The sequence below is a fragment of the Pantoea sp. BR_17 genome, assembly GCF_041955125.1.
Taxonomy (GTDB): domain Bacteria; phylum Pseudomonadota; class Gammaproteobacteria; order Enterobacterales; family Enterobacteriaceae; genus Pantoea; species Pantoea stewartii.
On sequence record NZ_JAVAXT010000001.1, the window covers coordinates 720,126 to 739,921 of the forward strand.

Annotated in this window: 21 protein-coding genes; 12 read left to right on the forward strand and 9 right to left on the reverse strand. The window is 55.2% G+C overall.

Annotation, left to right across the window (positions count from 1 at the left end; translation table 11 throughout):
• The first annotated feature begins 12 nt into the window (after positions 1-12).
• Genes tagF through RAC60_RS03305 form a run of 5 tightly spaced genes read left to right on the forward strand, consistent with a single transcriptional unit; the run spans position 13 to position 5,052 of the window.
• Complete coding sequence (gene tagF / locus RAC60_RS03285) at positions 13-711, forward strand: type VI secretion system-associated protein TagF (RefSeq protein WP_375092612.1); 699 nt, start codon at positions 13-15, stop codon at positions 709-711.
• A 34-nt stretch (positions 712-745) separates the two neighbouring features.
• The gene (gene tagH, locus RAC60_RS03290; protein ID WP_375092614.1) at positions 746-1,873 is read left to right on the forward strand and encodes a type VI secretion system-associated FHA domain protein TagH; all 1,128 of its coding nucleotides are present in this window, start codon (positions 746-748) and stop codon (positions 1,871-1,873) included.
• The gene (locus tag RAC60_RS03295) at positions 1,870-2,649 is read left to right on the forward strand and encodes a PP2C family protein-serine/threonine phosphatase (RefSeq protein ID WP_375092616.1); all 780 of its coding nucleotides are present in this window, start codon (positions 1,870-1,872) and stop codon (positions 2,647-2,649) included. The genes tagH and RAC60_RS03295 overlap by 4 nt, the downstream gene beginning before the upstream one ends.
• Before the next feature lie 10 nt (positions 2,650-2,659).
• On the forward strand, positions 2,660-3,601 hold the full coding sequence (locus RAC60_RS03300; RefSeq protein WP_375092618.1) for a hypothetical protein: 942 nt from the start codon (positions 2,660-2,662) through the stop codon (positions 3,599-3,601).
• Between the two features lie 44 nt (positions 3,602-3,645).
• On the forward strand, positions 3,646-5,052 hold the full coding sequence (locus RAC60_RS03305; protein ID WP_375092620.1) for a serine/threonine protein kinase: 1,407 nt from the start codon (positions 3,646-3,648) through the stop codon (positions 5,050-5,052).
• A 29-nt stretch (positions 5,053-5,081) separates the two neighbouring features.
• On the opposite strand, the gene RAC60_RS03310 is transcribed toward RAC60_RS03305, so the two are convergent.
• Both RAC60_RS03310 and chaB read right to left on the reverse strand, forming a co-directional pair.
• The gene (locus tag RAC60_RS03310; protein WP_162835475.1) at positions 5,082-5,756 is read right to left on the reverse strand and encodes a gamma-glutamylcyclotransferase; all 675 of its coding nucleotides are present in this window, start codon (positions 5,754-5,756) and stop codon (positions 5,082-5,084) included.
• A 427-nt stretch (positions 5,757-6,183) separates the two neighbouring features.
• Positions 6,184-6,414 carry a putative cation transport regulator ChaB gene (gene chaB, locus RAC60_RS03315; RefSeq protein ID WP_006118909.1) on the reverse strand — a complete coding sequence of 77 codons (231 nt, stop codon included), beginning with the start codon at positions 6,412-6,414 and terminating at the stop codon, positions 6,184-6,186.
• Between the two features lie 365 nt (positions 6,415-6,779).
• Here chaB and chaA point away from each other — a divergent pair, with 365 nt between their 5' ends.
• Entirely contained in the window at positions 6,780-7,871 is a 1,092-nt protein-coding gene (gene chaA / locus RAC60_RS03320) for a sodium-potassium/proton antiporter ChaA (RefSeq protein ID WP_006118908.1), read from the forward strand.
• Positions 7,872-7,934: 63 nt separating this feature from the next.
• Here the strand turns inward: chaA and kdsA are convergent, their stop codons facing one another.
• From kdsA to hemA, 6 genes are read right to left on the reverse strand one after another with little or no spacing between them, the layout of a single operon-like run.
• On the reverse strand, positions 7,935-8,789 hold the full coding sequence (gene kdsA / locus RAC60_RS03325; protein ID WP_054687807.1) for a 3-deoxy-8-phosphooctulonate synthase: 855 nt from the start codon (positions 8,787-8,789) through the stop codon (positions 7,935-7,937).
• Between the two features lie 25 nt (positions 8,790-8,814).
• Complete coding sequence (sirB1, locus tag RAC60_RS03330) at positions 8,815-9,624, reverse strand: invasion regulator SirB1 (RefSeq protein ID WP_033741062.1); 810 nt, start codon at positions 9,622-9,624, stop codon at positions 8,815-8,817.
• A complete protein-coding gene (locus tag RAC60_RS03335; protein ID WP_039340706.1) occupies positions 9,621-10,019 on the reverse strand; it encodes a SirB2 family protein in 399 nt (132 codons plus the stop codon). Before RAC60_RS03335 ends, sirB1 begins: the two co-directional genes overlap by 4 nt.
• Positions 10,020-10,049: 30 nt before the next feature.
• A complete protein-coding gene (gene prmC / locus RAC60_RS03340; protein WP_006118904.1) occupies positions 10,050-10,892 on the reverse strand; it encodes a peptide chain release factor N(5)-glutamine methyltransferase in 843 nt (280 codons plus the stop codon).
• Positions 10,892-11,974, reverse strand: a complete 1,083-nt coding sequence (gene prfA / locus RAC60_RS03345) for a peptide chain release factor 1 (RefSeq protein WP_006118903.1) — start codon at positions 11,972-11,974, stop codon at positions 10,892-10,894. Before prfA ends, prmC begins: the two co-directional genes overlap by 1 nt.
• A 42-nt stretch (positions 11,975-12,016) precedes the next feature.
• Positions 12,017-13,273 carry a glutamyl-tRNA reductase gene (hemA, locus tag RAC60_RS03350; RefSeq protein WP_033741057.1) on the reverse strand — a complete coding sequence of 419 codons (1,257 nt, stop codon included), beginning with the start codon at positions 13,271-13,273 and terminating at the stop codon, positions 12,017-12,019.
• A 216-nt stretch (positions 13,274-13,489) separates the two neighbouring features.
• Between hemA and lolB the strand changes: the two genes are divergently transcribed.
• The 4 genes from lolB to RAC60_RS03370 all read left to right on the forward strand — a co-directional run bounded on the left by lolB (position 13,490) and on the right by RAC60_RS03370 (position 17,423).
• Positions 13,490-14,116 (forward strand): lipoprotein insertase outer membrane protein LolB, encoded by a 627-nt coding sequence (lolB, locus tag RAC60_RS03355; RefSeq protein ID WP_006118901.1) that lies wholly within the window; start codon positions 13,490-13,492, stop codon positions 14,114-14,116.
• Complete coding sequence (ispE, locus tag RAC60_RS03360; protein WP_324028501.1) at positions 14,113-14,970, forward strand: 4-(cytidine 5'-diphospho)-2-C-methyl-D-erythritol kinase; 858 nt, start codon at positions 14,113-14,115, stop codon at positions 14,968-14,970. The genes lolB and ispE overlap by 4 nt, the downstream gene beginning before the upstream one ends.
• Positions 14,971-15,106: 136 nt before the next feature.
• Entirely contained in the window at positions 15,107-16,054 is a 948-nt protein-coding gene (gene prs / locus RAC60_RS03365) for a ribose-phosphate diphosphokinase (RefSeq protein WP_006118899.1), read from the forward strand.
• Between the two features lie 220 nt (positions 16,055-16,274).
• A complete protein-coding gene (locus RAC60_RS03370; protein WP_375092624.1) occupies positions 16,275-17,423 on the forward strand; it encodes a GGDEF domain-containing protein in 1,149 nt (382 codons plus the stop codon).
• Here the strand turns inward: RAC60_RS03370 and ychH are convergent, their stop codons facing one another.
• Complete coding sequence (ychH, locus tag RAC60_RS03375) at positions 17,424-17,699, reverse strand: stress-induced protein YchH (protein ID WP_033741052.1); 276 nt, start codon at positions 17,697-17,699, stop codon at positions 17,424-17,426.
• 258 nt (positions 17,700-17,957) lie between these two features.
• On the opposite strand from ychH, the gene pth reads away from it, so the two are divergent.
• On the forward strand, positions 17,958-18,545 hold the full coding sequence (pth, locus tag RAC60_RS03380) for an aminoacyl-tRNA hydrolase (protein WP_033741051.1): 588 nt from the start codon (positions 17,958-17,960) through the stop codon (positions 18,543-18,545).
• A 107-nt stretch (positions 18,546-18,652) separates the two neighbouring features.
• Positions 18,653-19,744, forward strand: a complete 1,092-nt coding sequence (gene ychF, locus RAC60_RS03385; RefSeq protein WP_033741049.1) for a redox-regulated ATPase YchF — start codon at positions 18,653-18,655, stop codon at positions 19,742-19,744.
• The last annotated feature ends 52 nt before the right edge of the window (positions 19,745-19,796 follow it).

A 19,796-nucleotide genomic window follows, 5' to 3' on the forward strand; every position in this document is an offset into this window, starting at 1 on the left:
GGCGAGGTGAACATGTCTGTATCTCTGGCCCCTGGCTGGTTTGGCAAACTGCCCTCAACAGGGGACTTTATACATCATCGGCTCACTGAACTGGTCATCACGCCGTGGAATCACTGGTTTCAGCAGGGCCTCATTCACTGGCATCAGCAGGACGCGGCCGTGAGCGCCGATTTTCTGCGCGCGCCGGTGTGGAATTTTGTGTTACCGATCACGCCAACGCGTCAGCAGGTACAGATGGGCTGCCTGTTACCGTCTTGCGATCGTGTGGGGCGCGCCTGGCCGCTGCTGGCCTTGCTGAGCTTTCCGCTCAGTCAGTGGCATCCGGCACAGTTAACGATCTCGGGAGACTGGTATCAGGAGTTGGGGGCCACGCTGCTGAATGCCGTGACTCACGGTCTGAGCCCGGACCAGCTCGATCAGCACATCCAGGCCCTGGCTCCGCTGATGGTCCCGGTCCAGCAGCCGTCAGATATTATGGATGTAATCGGTTTCGCGGATTTGCCCTGCACGCTGAGCTGGCAGGACGTCGCCGAACATTTCGACCCGCAGCAACACATAAGTTACTGGTGGAGCAACCGCAGTGACGGTTTCGTACATGCGACACACAAGCATAGCGGTACCCTCACGGCAGAACTGTTCTCATTACTGTTTAATCCGGCAGCAGGTGCACAGCCGGGACGCAACGGCCTCTATCCACCGATGTTCGAGTGAGACGTTGCCTTTGTCCTTCATAACGGGATAGCTCATGCAATTTACCATCGTTCAATGCACGTCTGATGTGCCGGTGAAAACCGTCACGTTTCATCCGCCGGGCGGCACGATCGGCCGCAGTCAGGATAACGATTTGGTGTTACCGGATGAAGCCCGTTCTATTTCTCGTCTGCAGGCGCTGGTGCACCTGTTCTGTAACGGAGAGTGCCGCCTGACTAATCAGGGCAGCGTGACACCGGTCGAACACAACGGTGTGCCGCTCAGCCGGGGAATGCAGGTGAGCCTGAAACACGGGGATGCTCTGCGCATCGGCGACTATGCCATCGACGTACGTGACCCTGCGGTACAGGGCATCAACAGCGATCCGTTGGCGTTTTTTAGCCATGCGGGCCCGCAGACGAATCCGCTGGATATCCCCGAATTTACTGAAGTCGAAGAGGTCGCTCAGGAACCTGTCGCCAGACGCCACGACCACCGGGGCGATGCCAGGCTGGCCATCGATCCCCAGGCCGGTGAGTCCCGATATGCGCCCTCGCCCGCCGCACACGATCACGACAACCTGGTCGCGGCGCTGCTTGACGGTATGGGACTAAGCAACGGCCACAATACGGTGATTAACGAAGAACAGATGCGGACCACTGGCCGCATGTTAAGTCTGTTTTCGCAGGGCACGGTGGCATTGCTGTCGTCGCGCTCTATCCTTAAACGGGGCGTCAAAGCGGAAATGACGATGATCCTGAACGAAGCAAATAACCCGTTCAAGATTCTGCCCTCGGGCAAAACCGTATTGATGCAGATGTACCAGAGCCAGATGCCGGGCTTTATGCAGCCTGAACAGGCGGTACGGGATGCGCTGGTGGATCTGCAGGCACATCAGTTGGGCATGATCGCCGGGATCCGCGCCATCATCGCCGCCATGTTGCAGTCGTTTAATCCGCAGGGGCTGGAGGAGCAGGCGAAGTCAGACGGTGCCGTGTCAAAAGTCCCGTTTACGCCTTATCAAAAAGCCGCACTGTGGGACTATTTCACTCGCCGCTATCAGCGCACTGCGGGTGAAATCGAAGACGATTTCCATACGCTGTTTGGTGAAGCTTTCCTTCATGCTTACGACATGGAGGTGAATCAGTACAAAGATTCCCAGACGCGTACGGATGATGCATGAATATCGCGTTTGCCCAGCGAAGTCAGCAAGGTCAGCGTGATGAACATGCGGATCGCACCGGTGTGGTACTGGATGCCCATCAGGCCAGCTTCGTGGTATGCGACGGCGTAGCGGGACTGCCCGGTGGGGAACAGGCGGCACAACTGGTATGCGACAGCCTGCTGACTCAGTTGCACACCTGTCCGCACCTTACCCTCGCCTTCACACAGCAGGCGATAGAAACGTGCCGCTCTGTGCTTGAAATCGCACAGGGTAATAATCCGAATTTTGCCGCGATGTGCACCACGCTGGCGGGCCTGTTTATCGACCGCACCCGACAGCGCGCATGGTGGGCGCACGCGGGCGACAGCCGGGTTTACCACTTTCGGCATGGCGTGCTCAATGCGGTCACCCGCGACCACAGCCTTGTGCAAAAACTGAGCGAGGCAGGCTATGAAAATACCGGAATTAACAGTAATTTACTTTATAATGCGCTCGGCACAGAACCTGCCCATCCTGTGAGCTTTTCTGACGAAATACTGCTGGAAGACGGCGATGCGTTTTTAGTCTGTAGCGACGGGTTTTGGCTCAATCTGACCACCCAGGAAATGGAGCAGACCTTGCGCATGGTGAATGCCTGTGAAGAGTGGCTGACGTTGATGGAACATGCCGTGAGCCGTGAAGTAAAGAAAGATAATCTGAGTGCGCTGGCCGTGTGGATCGGCGAACCGCAGGAGGCCACGCTGCTTTATTCGCTGGCTGACTCAACCCGTTTTCTGCCCTCTCGTGATGGATGAAAGAAACGCTATGAAAGTGTGGTTGCCCGCTCTGGCTACCTTGTTGATGGCCTTTACTGCGCAGGCGGAAAATTATCGCGTGGTGTACTCACCCAGCCTCGAACTGGAAGTGTATATCGACAACGTTGAAGGCAAAACGCCCGATGACTGGTGCCAGGAGACACTGCCACTGCGTATTGTCTCGGGTAAGAGCCAGAATGCAGAGATCCTTAAATCGTTCCTGCCGCGCGTCGGGACACTGTTAGCGAATCAGTGTAATGAACTGGACGTTCTGCCCTGGCAAATGACCAACAGCCAGGGCAGCGTGCTGGCTTCCGGCAGCGCCAGTAAATTGCAGAACTGGCGTCTGATTGTGAACGCCGATGCTGCCACAAGCAGTAACGTTCCGGTTGTCGCGTCGCGGCCAGCAGACAGCACCCCGTTACAGCATTTTGCGTTACCTGATGGCTGCCGCTTTCGCACCGCATGGGACGAAAACGGATTGTCGATCTTTGTCCCGCAAGGCGGTCGGTTGCGCTGCTCGTCGGAAGGCTGGCTCGAAGGCAACAGTGATATTACCGTCAGTGGACACGGCCAACCGCAGACGCTTGCCGTCACGTTTTACCAGGGTTACCCGATCGCCAGTCTGGCCATTGCCGGTAACGCCCTGCAAATCGTTAGCGTCAATAAACAGCGCATGATTATGACCCGTGCTGATGCGCCTGACAGCTGGCTGGTGCTGCCTTTCGACGATACGCAACATCTGTGGCGCTTTGAGGGCACCCTTCTGGTCAGAGCGGATAAAGCCACTGCGCAGCAGAATGCCAGCGCCCTGTCTGCACGGCTCGACACGCTGCGTAGCCGGTGGGCAGGCAGTTTTCCGTCACAACAGAAAGTGAATGTGTTACTTGTGGACACCTTGCGCGCGGATCAGGTTGATCCCGGCGCAGGTGCCTGGCGTAACATCCATTAATTATCGCGTTGCCTGGCAAGCAGGCCCAGTTCAGAGAGTCCACTATGTCGGCTAATGACAATCAGAAAGCAGTACCGAATGCCTTGCCTGACGGATATCGCTTTAACGAGTTCGAAATCAAAGAAGTGATTGGCGGCGGCGGTTTCGGCATTGTCTATCGCGCATGGGACCATCAACTTGAACGCACCATTGCCATTAAAGAATACATGCCTGTTTCGCTGGCGGTCAGGACGGCGGATATGTCGCTGGAATTGCGCGGTGAACGTTTTCAGAAGCTGTTTAATGCCGGTCTGAACAGCTTTATTCAGGAAGCCCGACTGCTGGCACGCTTCAATCATCCGGGCCTGTTGCATGTCCTGCGCTTCTGGGAACAAAACGGCACCGCCTATATGGGCACACTTTACTACAACGGCATGACGTTGAAAGAGTGGCAGTTAACCAGCCATGAGTCTATCACCGAAGACTGGATTCGCCGCTTACTGCCGCCCTTGCTGGGGGCTATCAATACCATTCATCAGGCTGGCTATCTGCATCGTGATATTTCGCTGGATAATATTCAGATTCAGGAAAATCAACTGCCGGTGCTGCTCGACTTTGGCTCTGCCCGCAAAGAGATAGGCAATCTCTCTGATGAAACCGAAATCATGCTGAAACCGGGTTTTGCCCCCATTGAGCAGTACAGCGAAGAAGGCGAAGGTGAACAAGGCCCGTGGACAGATATCTATGCGCTGGGCGCGGTACTGCACACGCTGATTACCGGCTCCCCGCCGCCGGTCAGCGTGGTGCGCTGCATTGAAGACAACTATCAACCGCTGGTGGTGCGTAAGCCTTCAGGCTATTCGCTGCCGCTGCTGCATGCTATTGACTGTGCGCTATTGATGAAACCGCACGATCGTCCGCAGAGCATCGACATGTTTGCTGCCCTCATTGCCTTACCGGTCAGCGATGTGGAGGCGGTCGTTAACAGTCTGCAACAGCGCAATGACGCGCAAAACCAACTGGACGCAGCCGCGGCCGACACGGTCCCACCGGTGGTCCTGGCGATGAATCACGGGGCGACGATGGCGGAACCGCTGATCGGACGCACGGTGCGTCGTCCGTCACCGGGGCTTCTGGCGCTGGCCGCCGTTGCCGTTATTGCCGTCGGCGCGGTGGTGTGGGTTGAAAACTCGCAAACCGCTTCGGTGCCACAGGTGGCGAAACGCAGTGCTGCACCAGCGACCGGCACAGTGCCCGCGGGCCTGGCGATGGTTTACCTGAAACTGGCCGGTGATGAACAGGTGGTCCTGAACGGTCAGCCCGTGGCCTTGCACGCCAGCAGCAACGGTTTTGCCGTGCTGAACCTGGCGGCAGGCCAGTACCGCATTGATGTGCATGCCGGGAATACGACGCGCAGTCAGTCCGTGGTGATTGACAGACCGGGCACCTGGCTGATTAACCCAACCCAGTGACCGGATGCTGCTGGCCTGGCGGGCGCGGATTACGCCTGTCTTGGCCAGTGCTGCTGCAGTTCACGCACCTGGTGCGCCAGGCGGATCAGATCGTCCTCCTGCATCCCGCGCTTAGTCAGTTCTTCTTCCAGCGAAAACAGGTACTGGGCGTTCGAGCCTAACGGTCCACTGGCCGCGGCGATCAGGGGCGCAACCGCCTGAGGACAGGTATCCGGTTCATAAAGCGGATGACGCGGATCCATAATAAAAACCAGCGCCGTCACGCGGCGTTGATCGTCCAGCACCAGCTCACACCAGGTCGGCAAATAGCAGCCGGTGATCATTTCACGCTTCCACAGTAATGCCAGTTCGTCGTGCAGCCGTGATTCCGGCAGGCGAAATGCCAGTCCCTGCGTGATGCCGCCCTCTTTCAGCGCCAGCATGCGCCCCGGATGGGAAGCCGTGCCGCGCCCGGCTGTGAGGCGTAAGCAAAAGGCTCGGTGCCAGCCGTGCAGCGAGGCCGATGCCACTTCATCGGCTTCAAATACCGGGTTCCACATCAGAGAACCGTAGCCGAAGATCCATACCGGGCTGTGATCGGGCCGACATGCCAGGGTTGCCGCCAGCGACGCCGCGCGCTGTTCACAACTCCACAGTAATGTCTCCTCAATATCACCAAATGATGTTTTACAATCCGCTTTTAATAAAAATTCCCGGGTAAGCAATGCGACCTCCTCGACTTTCACCACGTCCTGTGTAAGACACTCCTCGGTTCTGTTGCGTGAACATTCACAAATTTACGCTGTATTCATTAAACTGACATTAATTATTAACAAAATCAGTTTCAAGTAAGAGTGGGAATATCCGCTAAAAAATAGCCTTTATTTAACTATTAAAAGCGGCAGCTATAACACCTAAAAAAAGTGTTTTACAGCGCGTAAAACGGTAAGGGCTGATGAGTTTCTTCACGGCATTTTGGCATTCAGGATAACCCCTGCTCGCGCAACGTGAAGTAAACATGCGTAACGTGGGCGCGAAAAGAAGCCTGAAACGTGGGCGATCAGAGGGAAGAAATGCGCGTGAGAACGGACATGACGCTGGCAGGACGGGACATATAAACGGGCCTGCTGTTCAGGCCCACAACGCAACACACTATTTTTTGGGATGCCATTTATCGTCATCCCCTTTTTCATAGTCATGTTTCACCGCTGACCAGGCCACTTTATGGGCCACTTCCTCGCGTGATTCATTGCCTCGTCGGTCATCGGGATCCTTATATTGTGACCAGGCATTGTTAAAGGCCTGCTGATAGATATCCTGGGCATGCGCTGGCAGGACGTGCTTAACGCTTTCTGGCAGGTCGCTTCGCTTAGCATAAGGCATCGTTTATCCTCCTCTAACATGATGGTTTATAAGTCTGGCGCAGATAAGCCAAAATGCAAACTGTGGTTTCTGCGCCTCTCCGCTTGTTATTTCTCTGTTCCGGCATTAACGATCACCTTATTGGGATGTATTTTGCAATAATGCGGAAGATTATCGCGAAAGAGGATTTACTTGATGACTGATTTATCTGACAAAAGCGGGAATAAATTTTTATAAACCCCTTTTCAGGCTGAATGTGTGTGAAAGTAAAAAGCGGTAAATTTTCACCTGCTGTTCGATTGAAAAGTTACACTGCCTGACTTATATATTTCCCTGTCAGGGTGGGTAAATGAATTGCCCCTTTTATTCAGCAGCGAGGAGAGTGAATGCCTTTACATGAAAAAACACGTCACAAAGAGTTTTCACTGATACTTCCCCTTATTGCCCTGGGTGTACTCTATTTTTTTGGTGCACAAACCTCACTTCCGCTCGTCGTCGGCATTAATTTACTGGCGCTGGTTGCTATTCTCAGCAGCGCGTTCAGCGTGGTGCGTCATGCGGATGTGCTGGCTCACCGCCTGGGCGAACCCTATGGTTCCCTGATCCTCAGCCTGTCTGTCGTGATTCTGGAAGTCAGCCTGATTTCGGCACTGATGGCCACCGGCGATGCGGCGCCTGCGCTGATGCGCGATACGCTCTACTCAATCATTATGATCGTGACCGGCGGGCTGGTGGGCTTTGCCTTACTGCTGGGCGGCAGAAAGTTTGCGACGCAATACGTGAATCTGGCCGGGGTAAAGCAATACCTGATCGCTATTTTTCCGTTAGCCATCCTGGTGCTGGTGTTTCCGAATGCCTTGCCGGGCGGAAATTTCACCGCTGCGCAAAGTTTACTGATTGCCGCTATTTCTGCCGCGATGTATGGCGTTTTCCTGTTGATTCAGACCAAAACGCACCAGAGCCTGTTTGTCTATGAGCACGAAGATGACAGTGATGATGGCGATCCTCACCACGGTAAACCCTCTGCGCACAGTAGCCTCTGGCACGCCATCTGGCTGATCGTGCATCTGATTGCGGTGATTGCCGTCACCAAGATGAATGCTAACCCGCTGGAGCATCTGCTGACCGACCTCAACGCACCGAAGCAGTTCACCGGCTTCCTGGTGGCGTTACTGATCCTCTCACCGGAAGGTCTGGGTGCCATCCGGGCCGTCCTGATGAACCAGGTACAGCGCGCGATGAACCTGTTCTTTGGCTCAGTGCTGGCCACGATTTCGCTGACCGTACCGGCGGTCTCTATTATTGCGACGCTGACAGGCCAGGAATTGATATTCGGCCTGGAACCGCCGCAGATGGTCATTATGATTGCCTCTCTGATCCTGTGTCAGATTAGCTTCTCAACCGGCAGAACGAATGTGCTGAATGGTGCCGCGCACCTGGCCTTATTTGTCGGCTATCTGATGACCATCATGCTGTAATCTCACAAAACTGAGACGAAAAAAAAGAGCGAGAATTCGCTCTTTTTTCGTCTGCACTGCGGCTTATTTGCTGGTGTCCAGTTCCGGGAAGCTTTTCACCAGATCGTCAATCGCCTTCATCTGCACCAGGAACGGTTCCAGTTTATCCAGCGGTAACGCCGACGGACCGTCGCATTTGGCGTTGTCCGGCTCCGGATGGGCTTCAATAAACAGGCCCGCAATGCCCACCGCCATACCGGCACGCGCCAGTTCGGCCACCTGAGCACGGCGTCCGCCTGATGCGGCACCGAACGGATCGCGCGTTTGCAGCGCGTGCGTCACGTCGAAAATCACCGGCGAGTTATTCGTCACCTTTTTCATGACGTTGAAACCCAGCATATCCACTACCAGGTTGTCGTAGCCAAAGTTACTGCCGCGGTCGCAAAGAATAACCTTGTCGTTTCCGCCTTCGGCAAACTTGTCCACGATGTTGCCCATCTGGCCGGGGCTGACAAACTGGGGCTTCTTGACGTTAATCACCGCGCCCGTTTTCGCCATCGCCTCAACCAGGTCGGTCTGACGCGCCAGGAAGGCCGGCAGCTGAATCACATCAACAACATCCGCCACAGGCTGAGCCTGCGCCGCTTCGTGCACATCGGTGATGATTTTCACGCCAAAGGCCTGCTTCAGGGCCTGGAAAATCTTCATGCCCTCTTCCAGGCCGGGGCCACGGTAAGAGTGGATGGAGGAGCGGTTGGCTTTGTCAAAAGACGCTTTGAAAACGTAAGGAATGCCGAGTTTGTCGGTCACGTTTACATAGTGCTCGCAGATGCGCATCGCGAGGTCGTAGGATTCCAGCACGTTCATGCCGCCGAAGAGAACAAATGGCAGATCGTTTGCGACCCTGATATCACCAATACTGACAACTTTCTGTGTCATGCCCTTTCCTTATCTGGGGTGACGCTTAATGCAGCGTCACGCGTTTTTGTTCGATTGCGTGAATCTGGACTTTAATCATTTCGCTGACCGGATCCTCAGGACACTGTTCAACGAAGTAGGTTAAGTCCGTTAACGCGATATGATCGCACTCAAGCTGTGCATAGATTAATCCCCGATCGCGAATTTCATAGGGATCGTCCGGGTCAATGCGCAACAACACCTGGCTGACGTTCAGGGCCAGCTCCATCTGCTTCTCTTCCATCAGCGCCGCTTTCAGCGTATCCAGCATTTTGCGCATTACGCTGACGGTTTTGGCTTCGTCGAGATCGTCATCATACAGACGCGCCAGCGGGCTGATATTGCCTTTCAGCCATACTTCGAGCGTGTGCGTATCCAGGGTTTCCCCGTTGAACGGATTAATCAGCCACTTGTCGCCATCCAGCCAGTCGGCGCGCAGAATCAACTGCGTCGGGAAAATCACCGGCATCAGGGGCAGTTCCAGTTCCGCCGCAATATGCAGCAGAATCACGCCCAGTGACACGGCGGTTCCCTGACGGGTTTTCAGCACTTTATCCAGCCAGAGTGCATCAGACAGATTATACACGCCGCTGGCACCGCCAAATTTCCACTGCTTGTAAAACAGCTCCAGCAGCTTTTCGAGCTTTAAATCCGCATCCTGTTGGTCGCTGACGTAATCCCGGGCTTCAGCCACTAACGCCGCTAACTGTTGTTCGACCGACAGGGTCGGAAAATCGGTGCGAATGGCTTTGGTTGCACCCATCACCGCCTCACAGAGCGGTGTTTCACTGTAATCGAGTTGTTCGGTGGAGCTCATACTATCCCCAATAACGGCATTTTACTCAGTGCCAGCTTAATGATCGTCACCAGCGCGATTAAGGCGACCACAAAGGCCATCCAGCGGGTGCGATCAGAACGAGGGCGGCGGCTCAGCGCCACGGACCCAAGGGCAATATAGATAATAACGCCTAACAGCTTCTCCGTCAGCCAGCTTCCCTGAGGTGAAAACGGATAGAAGTGGGTCAGCATTACCAGCGCTGCGCCGCTCAGCAGCAGCAACGTGTCGTTGACATGTGGAAGGATGCGGACCCAGCGGCGTTGCAGTATGGCTGCGCCAACGCGCTGCCAGTAGAAGCGCAGCAGAAACAGCGAAACCGTGATCGCCACGGTCAGCAGATGCAGATTTTTTAGCAGTGGGTAATAAGTAAACATCATTCATCCCTGTGATTTTACGTTGCGGCACTATACCGGTATCGGCGCGGTCTGCCCAAATGTGACCCGGGGATTGCCACCGTAATCCTTCACCGTGTCCACCGCCTGATAGTGGTGCTGGCACATCAGTTGACGCACCGCCTCATCCTGCTGCCAGCCATGTTCCAGTAGCAGCCAGCCACCCGGCTGTAACCAGGCGGGTGACTGTGCGATCAGCCACCGGAGATCGGCCATGCCCGCCTCATCTGCCACCAGTGCGCTGCGCGGTTCAAAACGCACATCGCCCTCCTCCAGATGGTGATCGCTGGCATCAATGTAAGGCGGATTACTCACGATAAGATCAAATCGGGTCGGGGTGAGCTGTGCAAACCAGTGGCTGTGCACAAACGTCGCGTTAGCTATCGCCAGATGCGCAGCGTTATCCTGCGCCAGCGCAACGGCAGCAGGGACACGATCAACGCCGATCACGGTGCAATCGGGCCGTTCGCTGGCAATCGCCAGGGCAATGGCACCGGTGCCCGTGCCGAGATCCAGCACGCGCGCAGGTGCGGCAGGCAATCGGGCCAGCGCCTGTTCAACCAGGATCTCGGTATCCGGCCGCGGGATAAGTGTGGCGTCGCTAACCCTCAGCGGGAGCGACCAGAATTCGCGCTCGCCAACTAAATGGGCGATCGGTTCTCCCCGGGCGCGCCGTGCCAGCAACGCCGTCAACTGTTGTAACTGCGCGTCACTGAGCAGGGTTTCATCAAAAGCCACCAGCCAGCTGCGGGGTTTGCCTGTGACATAACCCAGCAGGATTTCCGCATCACGCTTCGGGCTGTCGCCCCCACACAGCGTGGCAACCGCCTGTTTGAGCCAGTGGCGAATATCCATTAATCCTGACCGGCCAGCGCCGCCAGTTGGTCAGCCTGGTATTCCTGAACGATGGGTTCGATCAGGCTGTCCAGTTTACCTTCCATGGTTTCATCCAGACGATAAAGCGTCAGGTTGATGCGGTGGTCGGTCACACGGCCCTGCGGGAAGTTATAGGTGCGGATACGATCGGAACGGTCACCGCTGCCCAGCAGGTTACGGCGGGTGCTGGCTTCAGCTTCGTGACGTTTTGCCATTTCGGCCGCATGGATACGCGCGCCCAACACCGATAAGGCTTTTGCCTTGTTCTTGTGCTGAGAGCGTTCATCCTGACATTCCACCACAATACCGGTCGGCAAGTGGGTAATACGGATCGCGGAGTCGGTGGTGTTAACGTGCTGCCCACCGGCACCGGAGGAGCGGAAAGTATCGATTTTTAAATCTGACGGGTTGATCTCGGGCAGCTCCGCTTCCGGCAGTTCAGGCATCACCGCCACCGTACAGGCAGAGGTATGAATACGGCCCTGGGATTCCGTCTCGGGTACGCGTTGTACGCGATGGCCGCCGGATTCAAATTTCAGTCGGCCATAGGCACCGTCACCCATAATACGGGCAATCACCTCTTTATAGCCACCGTGCTCACCGTCGTTAGCGCTGACGATTTCCACCCGCCAGCGACGTGACTCGGCGTAACGGCTGTACATACGGAACAGGTCACCTGCAAAAATGGCCGCTTCGTCGCCGCCGGTACCGGCACGGACTTCGACAAAACAGTCGCGCTCATCGTCCGGATCTTTCGGCAACAGTAACAGCTGCAACTGTTGCTCCAGCGCGTCGGTTTTCTCACGCGCCGCCTGCAGCTCTTCCTGCGCCATATCGCGCATTTCAGGATCGTCGAGTAACATTTTAGCCGTCTCGATATCATCCTGGTTCTGCTGCCAGTCGCGGAAGCAGCGCGTGACATCGGTCAACTGAGCATATTCACGCGACAAAGCACGAAAGCGTTCCTGATCGGCAATGACGCCTGCATCGCCCAGCATCGCTTCCACTTCTTCGTGGCGCTCCTGCAGCGCTTCCAGTTTCGCAACAATAGAGGTTTTCATTTAACTGTGGGATTCCCGTAACAGAAGACGACAGCAGTGTGCCTAATCGAGACCCAGGCTGTCGCGTAAAATCTGCAGGCGTTCGCTGTCGCCGTCGCGCGCGGCCTGCTGAAGAGATTTGGTCGGTGCATGAATCAAACGGTTGGTCAGCTTGTGGGCCAGTTCCTGCATCACTTTTTGCGGATCGGCACCCTGCTGCAGCGCCTGCAGCGCACGGCCTTCCAGTTCAGCGCGGATATCATCCGCCTGAGCACGGTATTCACGAATAGAGTTGACCGCGCCCTGGGAACGCAGCCAGGCCATGAAATCGCTGCATTCCTGCACCACGATACTTTCGGCCTGCACCGCAGCGGCTTTGCGCTGGGCAAGGTTCTGCTCAATGATGGCCTGCAGATCGTCAACGCTGTAGAGATAGGCATTCGCTAACTTGCCCACTTCCGGCTCTACGTCGCGCGGCACCGCAATATCCACCAGCAGCATTGGCTGGTTACGGCGCGCTTTGAGCGCCCGTTCCATCATGCCTTTACCAATGATGGGCAAGGGACTGGAGGTGGAAGTAATGACGATGTCGGCATCGGCCAGGCGCGCGTCGATGTCCGCAAGGCCAATCACTTCCGCGCCCACTTCTTTCGCCAGCGCGTCCGCGCGTTCGCGGGTACGGTTGGCAATAATCAGTTTTTTGACCTGATGTTCGCTCAGATGACGCGCCACCAGCTCGATGGTTTCCCCCGCGCCAACCAGTAACACGTTGACGGTGGAGAGGGACTCAAAGATCTGCCGCGCCAGCGTACAGGCGGCAAAGGCAACGGAAACGGCGTTCGCGCCGATCTCCGTTTCCGTACGCACGCGCTTGGCAACCGAGAAGGTTTTCTGGAACATACGTTCCAGTTCACTGCTCAGTGCATGACCGCGCTGCGAATCGGCAAAGGCTTTTTTCACCTGACCTAAAATCTGCGGCTCGCCCAGCACCAGCGAATCCAGCCCGCTGGCGACGCGCATAAGATGACTGACGGCCTCATTGTCCTGATGCCAGTAGAGGCTGTTACGTACATCCTCTTCATCAAGCTGGTGATAGTCACACAGCCAGCGCACCAGACGTTCCTGCAGATCGACCTGTTGCTCTACACTCAGGTAGAGTTCGGTTCGGTTACAGGTGGAGAGCACGACGCCACTCTGCACCATGGGCTGGGATAACAGGCTGTCTAAGGCCTGTTCCAGCGACTCCGGCCCGAACGCAACGCGTTCGCGCAGAGCAATGGGTGCAGTTTTGTGATTGATTCCGAGAGCGAGCAGCGTCATGGCGATTTAGGTTGGGTTGTCCCAATAATGTCAGGGTTTTGTGAAGCGCATTCTACAAGATGCAGCAGATCAAGAAAAGCCATACAAAGGCTATGACTGTAATAAGATTAAGCCGATCATAGCGATTTTGCCGTATAACAGCATTGACGGTTAAAATGCGGATGGTTAGCGTTACCTGTTACCAATGAAAAATGAGTCCGAGGAGATGACCACTTGATGCTTACTTCCCCACGCAATCTGTTGCGCCTTTTACCCCTGGCCGGTGCTGTTCTGCTGGCTGCCTGTAGCATCAATAAACCACAAGGTCCCGGCCCGAGCGCCACTGCACCCCAATGGCAACATCATCAGCAAGCGGTCAGTAAAGTGACGCAGTACCAGACGCGCGGCGCGTTCGCCTATCTGTCGGACAAACAAAAAGTCTATGCCCGCTTCAACTGGCAGCAGACCGCACCTGACCGTTATCGTCTGCTGTTAACCAACCCGTTAGGCAGCACAGAACTGCAGCTTGATGCGCAGGGTTCTGTGGTGCAGATCGTGGATAGCCAGGGCAAACGCTATGTCAGCAACGATGCGCAGAAGATGATCTCGCAGCTGACCGGCATGGATATTCCGCTGACCAACCTGCGCCAGTGGATGATGGGCCTGCCGGGCGATGCGACCGACTACCAGCTTAACGATCAGTATCAGTTGCGCAGCCTGAACTATCAGCATGATGGCCAGACCTGGCAGGTGACCATCGCCGGCTACGACAGCAACGTCACCCCTGCGCTGCCCGCCAGCCTGGAGCTGAAAGAAGGCGATCAGCGCATCAAGTTACGTATGGATAGCTGGACGCTGAAATGATCACCACCTGGCCTGCTCCGGCAAAACTGAACCTTTTTTTGTACATCACCGGGCGCCGGGCGGACGGTTACCATAACCTGCAAACCCTGTTTCAGTTTCTGGATTATGGCGACAGTCTGGAGATTGTTCCCGATCAGAGCGATGCCATTACCCTTCTCACGCCCGTGTCCGGCGTGCCGGATGCTGAAAACCTGATCGTGCGTGCCGCCGACATGCTTAAGGCGGCTGCCCGCGAGAAGGGAACGCTGCCGGCGCAGGCGGGTGCGCGGATCGCCATTGAAAAGCGTTTGCCAATGGGCGGTGGACTGGGTGGCGGTTCTTCTGACGCCGCTACGGTTCTGGTGGCGCTTAATCATCTCTGGCAAACCGGTTTTACGCCGACGGAACTGGCACAGATGGGCGTGAAACTGGGTGCGGATGTCCCGGTGTTCGTAAAAGGGCACGCCGCCTTCGCCGAAGGGGTCGGCGAGGTGCTTTCTCCCGCATCGCCTGCCGAAAAATGGTATCTTGTTGCCCATCCCGGCGTCAGCGTGGCCACGCCAGTGGTCTTTAACGATCCGGCACTTCCCCGTGACACGCCCGTGCGCACTTTATCAGCACTTTTACAGGCCCCCTTTCTTAACGATTGCGAATCAGTAGTAAGAAAACGTTTTCGTGAGGTTGATGAGCTTGTTTCATGGCTGCTAGAATACGCGCCGTCGCGCCTGACAGGGACAGGTGCTTGTGTGTTTGCTGAATTTGACACCGAGTACGCTGCTCGCCAGGTGCTGGAACTTGCCCCGTCATGGGTGCGCGGTTTTGTAGCCCGAGGCGTTAACGTCTCGCCGTTACAGCGCACTCTGCAAGGCGATTAGCGATAGCGTGACTGTGTCACCCTGTTCCAGATACAGCACGTTTCGCACTCACATACCCGTGTGAACGATCACGACAGTATTCGCCGGTTACTGTCATGACGTTCATTCTCTGGACGCAAAGCCTGAGGTTCTTCTCGTGCCTGATATGAAGCTTTTTGCTGGTAACGCCACCCCGGAACTAGCACAACGTATTGCCAACCGCCTTTACACCAGCCTGGGCGACGCCGCTGTCGGTCGTTTCAGTGATGGCGAAGTAAGCGTACAAATTAATGAAAATGTACGCGGTGGTGATATTTTCATCATCCAGTCCACCTGTGCTCCCACCAATGATAATTTGATGGAACTGGTCGTGATGGTCGACGCGCTGCGTCGTGCTTCAGCTGGTCGTATTACCGCTGTTATCCCCTACTTTGGTTATGCCCGTCAGGACCGCCGCGTGCGTTCTGCGCGTGTGCCTATTACCGCCAAAGTCGTGGCTGACTTTCTTTCCAGCGTCGGCGTTGACCGTGTTTTAACGGTTGACCTGCACGCTGAGCAGATCCAGGGCTTCTTCGACGTCCCGGTTGATAACGTCTTCGGCAGTCCCATTCTGCTGGAGGATATGTTACAGATTGGCCTGGAAAACCCGATTGTTGTTTCGCCTGACATTGGCGGCGTGGTTCGTGCCCGTGCTATTGCGAAACTGCTGAACGACACCGATATGGCCATCATTGACAAACGTCGCCCGCGTGCGAACGTTTCTCAGGTCATGCATATCATTGGTGACGTAGCGGGCCGTGACTGTGTGCTGGTCGATGACATGATCGACACCGGCGGCACACTGTGCAAAGCCGCGGAAGCGCTGAAAGAGCGCGGTGCCAAGCGCGTCTTCGCGTACGCGACGCACCCTATCTTCTCCGGTAACGCGGTGGAAAACTTACGTAAATCTGTCATCGATCAGGTTATCGTGTGTGACACCATTCCGTTATCCGAAGAGATGAAGTCGCTGCCAAACGTCCGTACCCTGACGCTGTCAGGCATGCTGGCAGAAGCCATTCGCCGCATCAGTAACGAAGAGTCCATTTCGGCAATGTTCGAACACTAATCTTCGCAGGCCGGACACGCTGTCCGGCCTTTTCTTTTGTCTGTACCTCTCCCCTTCCGACAAAGCTGCTTGATTCACAGAAATTTTCGTTATGAGTCACCGCCGTTATTGTCACGCTTACTACGAAAAACTCTTTCGCTGAAATTATCTTATCTGCTCTTTTGCCATTCTGCGTTGAGTGGTACTTTGCCCGCACTTTTTATTGCGATCGTTTTCCACTATGAACCTCGACGTCTATACGTTATTTATTTGCGAACTCTACGTACTGGGGTTTATGAGTCTGATCCTGGCATTTGCCTGGGTCGGTTCGCATTACGATCGCACGCTGGGCTATGTTTGCGTGGCCATTTTACTGACGCTGGTCGCCTTTATTCTCAGTAGCCTGCGCAGCCAGGGCTATCAGTTTTTACCGGTGGCCATGAGCAACGTGTTGCTTATGCTGGCTTACGGGGGATTGTTCAGCGCGTTTCGCACCTTTTGCGGTAAGCAGCCGGGGATGAGTGGTCTGGTCGGGGCGCTGATCTGGTCACTGCTCTGCCTGATTCCGGGATTTTATTACAGCTTATCGCTGCGCGTACTGGTGCTCTGCCTGCTCTGCATCGGGTATACCGGAGCGCTTATCTATTTTCTCTGGCTGGCGCGGCGCAATATGGATGCAACGTTCTGGCCTGCCCAGCTCCTGCTCTGGATTCACCTGATATTCCATGTGGCTCGCATATTTCTGGATAGTTCCCGCCCGGTCGGCGTTCAGGGCGCGATAAGCGGATCGAATTTCTCCGTCTATGTGATTATGGAATCCATGCTGTTTGTCATTGGGTTTACCGTGACGATTCTGGCGATGGTCAATGAGCGGACGCGCAATGCGCTGAAAGCGGCTTCACTGCACGATCCTCTGACCAATATCTGGAACCGTCGTGCGCTGTTTACCGGGGCCGAGGTGATGATTAAAGCCTGTCAGAAGCAGAATAAAGCGCTGACGGTGGTGTTATTCGATCTGGACCATTTTAAAGGCATTAATGACCGCTACGGGCATCATCAGGGCGACCAGGTTCTGATTGATTTCAGTCACCGTGTGTCCGGCATGCTGCCTGAAGGGGCGCGCTTTGCGCGACTGGGCGGCGAAGAATTTGCCGCCCTTCTGCCGATGATGTCAGCACAGGCTAACGTCTGGTGCGAGCAGGTGCGCCAGGCGATCCACCTTTCCCGACCGGGGCAGATTCCCTATTCCGTCAGCATTGGCTTCTCTACCGCCGACAATCGCCACATTGATTTTGGCGAACTGATGGCGCTGGCTGACAAAGCGCTCTATCAGGCAAAAGCCAAAGGCAGAAACCGAACCCAATCCTGCCTGACGTTGCCGGGAACGTGATTATGACGAGTGATGGCTGCGGCGGCAGCGTTTATCGCCATAATGCCGCTCCCAGTAATAGCGATCTTCGACTTTCTCACGACCGCTAATGCAGGCACCGGCCAGCCATAACAGTGCGCCAAAGAAAATCCCAAACATCGCGCCCTGCGCCAGTATCTGCGGCAGATTTAAAGAGGGAAGTTGGTTGATAATCGAAAAACCAACGCCGAGTACCATGGTCACTAAGCCCAGTGCCATTAAGGCATTTCCTGCCATACGTGAGTGATGACGTTTCATCTTTCACCTCCTGACGGTGCGGACCGATGAGCGCACACAATGTTAACCTGTCAGTAGTTTAGGCAATGATAGCAGGCTAATTTGTGCACTTCGTCACACTCAGAGCAGGATAAGTGTGACCAAAGCATAATTACAGCTTATTGATTTAGATGGAAAACAATTAATCACCGACACTAATAATTCGTGGCTCACACTTTGTGATCCGCAGCCTGGCACAGTAAACTACTGCCCTTTGGTGATAACAGCAGGATATTCCTTGTGAGCAGCATTAAACTGATTGTCGGCCTGGCGAATCCCGGTGCGGAATATGCCGCCACGCGCCATAACGCGGGTGCGTGGTATCTGGATTTGCTGGCTGAGCGGCACAATCAGTCGTTAAAAGAAGAAGCCAAATTTTTCGGTTATACGGCGCGACTGGCGCTGGCGGGCGAAGATGTCCGACTGCTGGTGCCCACCACCTTTATGAACCTCAGCGGCAAAGCGGTCGCGGCGATGGCGACCTTCTACCGTATTGCGCCCGAAGAAATTTTAGTGGCGCACGATGAACTCGATCTGCCACCGGGCATTGCGAAATTCAAACAAGGCGGCGGTCACGGCGGTCATAACGGCCTGAAAGACATCATCAGCAAGCTGGGCAATAATAATAACTTTCATCGTCTGCGCATCGGTATCGGCCATCCCGGTGACCGCAACAAAGTGACCGGATTTGTGTTAGGCAAACCGCCCGCCAGCGAGCAAAAGCTGATCGATGACGCCATTGATGAAGCAGCGCGCTGCACCGAACTGTGGTTGAAGGAAGATCGCATTAAGGCAATGAACCGCCTGCATGCCTTTAAGCCTGTCTAATCGCCCCGATTGTCGCGAATCTGTGTATAATGCGCGAAAATTATCTTACGTTTCCGGCGGCGCCTGCGTTCAGGCGTTGCCCATCCAGCTATAAAGGGTATTAAACCATGGGATTCAAATGCGGTATCGTGGGCCTGCCAAATGTCGGTAAATCCACTCTGTTTAACGCGCTGACAAAAGCGGGTATTGAAGCGGCGAACTTCCCCTTCTGCACCATTGAACCCAACACGGGCGTTGTACCTATGCCTGACCTGCGTCTGGATCAGCTGTCCGAGATCGTCAAGCCACAGCGCGTGGTTCCGACTACCATGGAATTCGTCGATATCGCCGGTCTGGTAAAAGGTGCATCAAAAGGTGAAGGCCTGGGCAACCAGTTCCTGACCAATATCCGTGAAACCGAAGCGATCGGCCACGTGGTTCGCTGCTTTGAAAACGACAATATTATCCACGTGAATAATAAAGTCGATCCGGCTGATGATATCGAAACCATCAACACCGAGCTGGCGCTGGCGGATCTGGACACCTGTGAACGTGCACTGCAGCGCGTGCAGAAAAAAGCCAAAGGCGGCGATAAAGACGCGAAAGCGGAACAGGCGGCGCTGGAGAAATGTCTGCCTCATCTGGAAAACGCGGGCATGCTGCGCGCGCTGGATCTGACCGATGAGGACAAAGCCGCTCTGCGCTATCTGAGCTTCCTGACGCTCAAGCCCACGATGTACATCGCCAATGTCAACGAAGATGGCTTTGAAAACAACCCGTACCTGGATAAAGTGCGCGAAATCGCCGCCAAAGAAGGTTCTGTCGTTGTGCCAGTCTGCGCCTCTGTCGAATCTGACATCGCCGAACTGGAAGACGAAGATCGTGACGAGTTTATGGCCGAGCTGGGCATCGAAGAGCCAGGCCTGAACCGCGTGATTCGTGCCGGTTACGCACTGCTGAATCTGCAGACCTATTTCACCGCCGGCGTCAAAGAAGTACGCGCATGGACTATCCCTGTTGGCGCCACCGCCCCACAGGCCGCCGGTAAAATCCATACCGACTTCGAGAAAGGCTTCATTCGCGCACAAACGATCGCGTTTGAAGACTTTATTACCTATAAGGGTGAGCAAGGCGCGAAAGAAGCGGGCAAGATGCGTTCAGAAGGCAAAGAGTACATCGTTAAAGATGGCGATGTGATGAATTTCTTGTTTAACGTCTAATCCTCACGGTGAAGTGAACTGCACGTGAATGAATAAGGTTGTGAAAGCCACG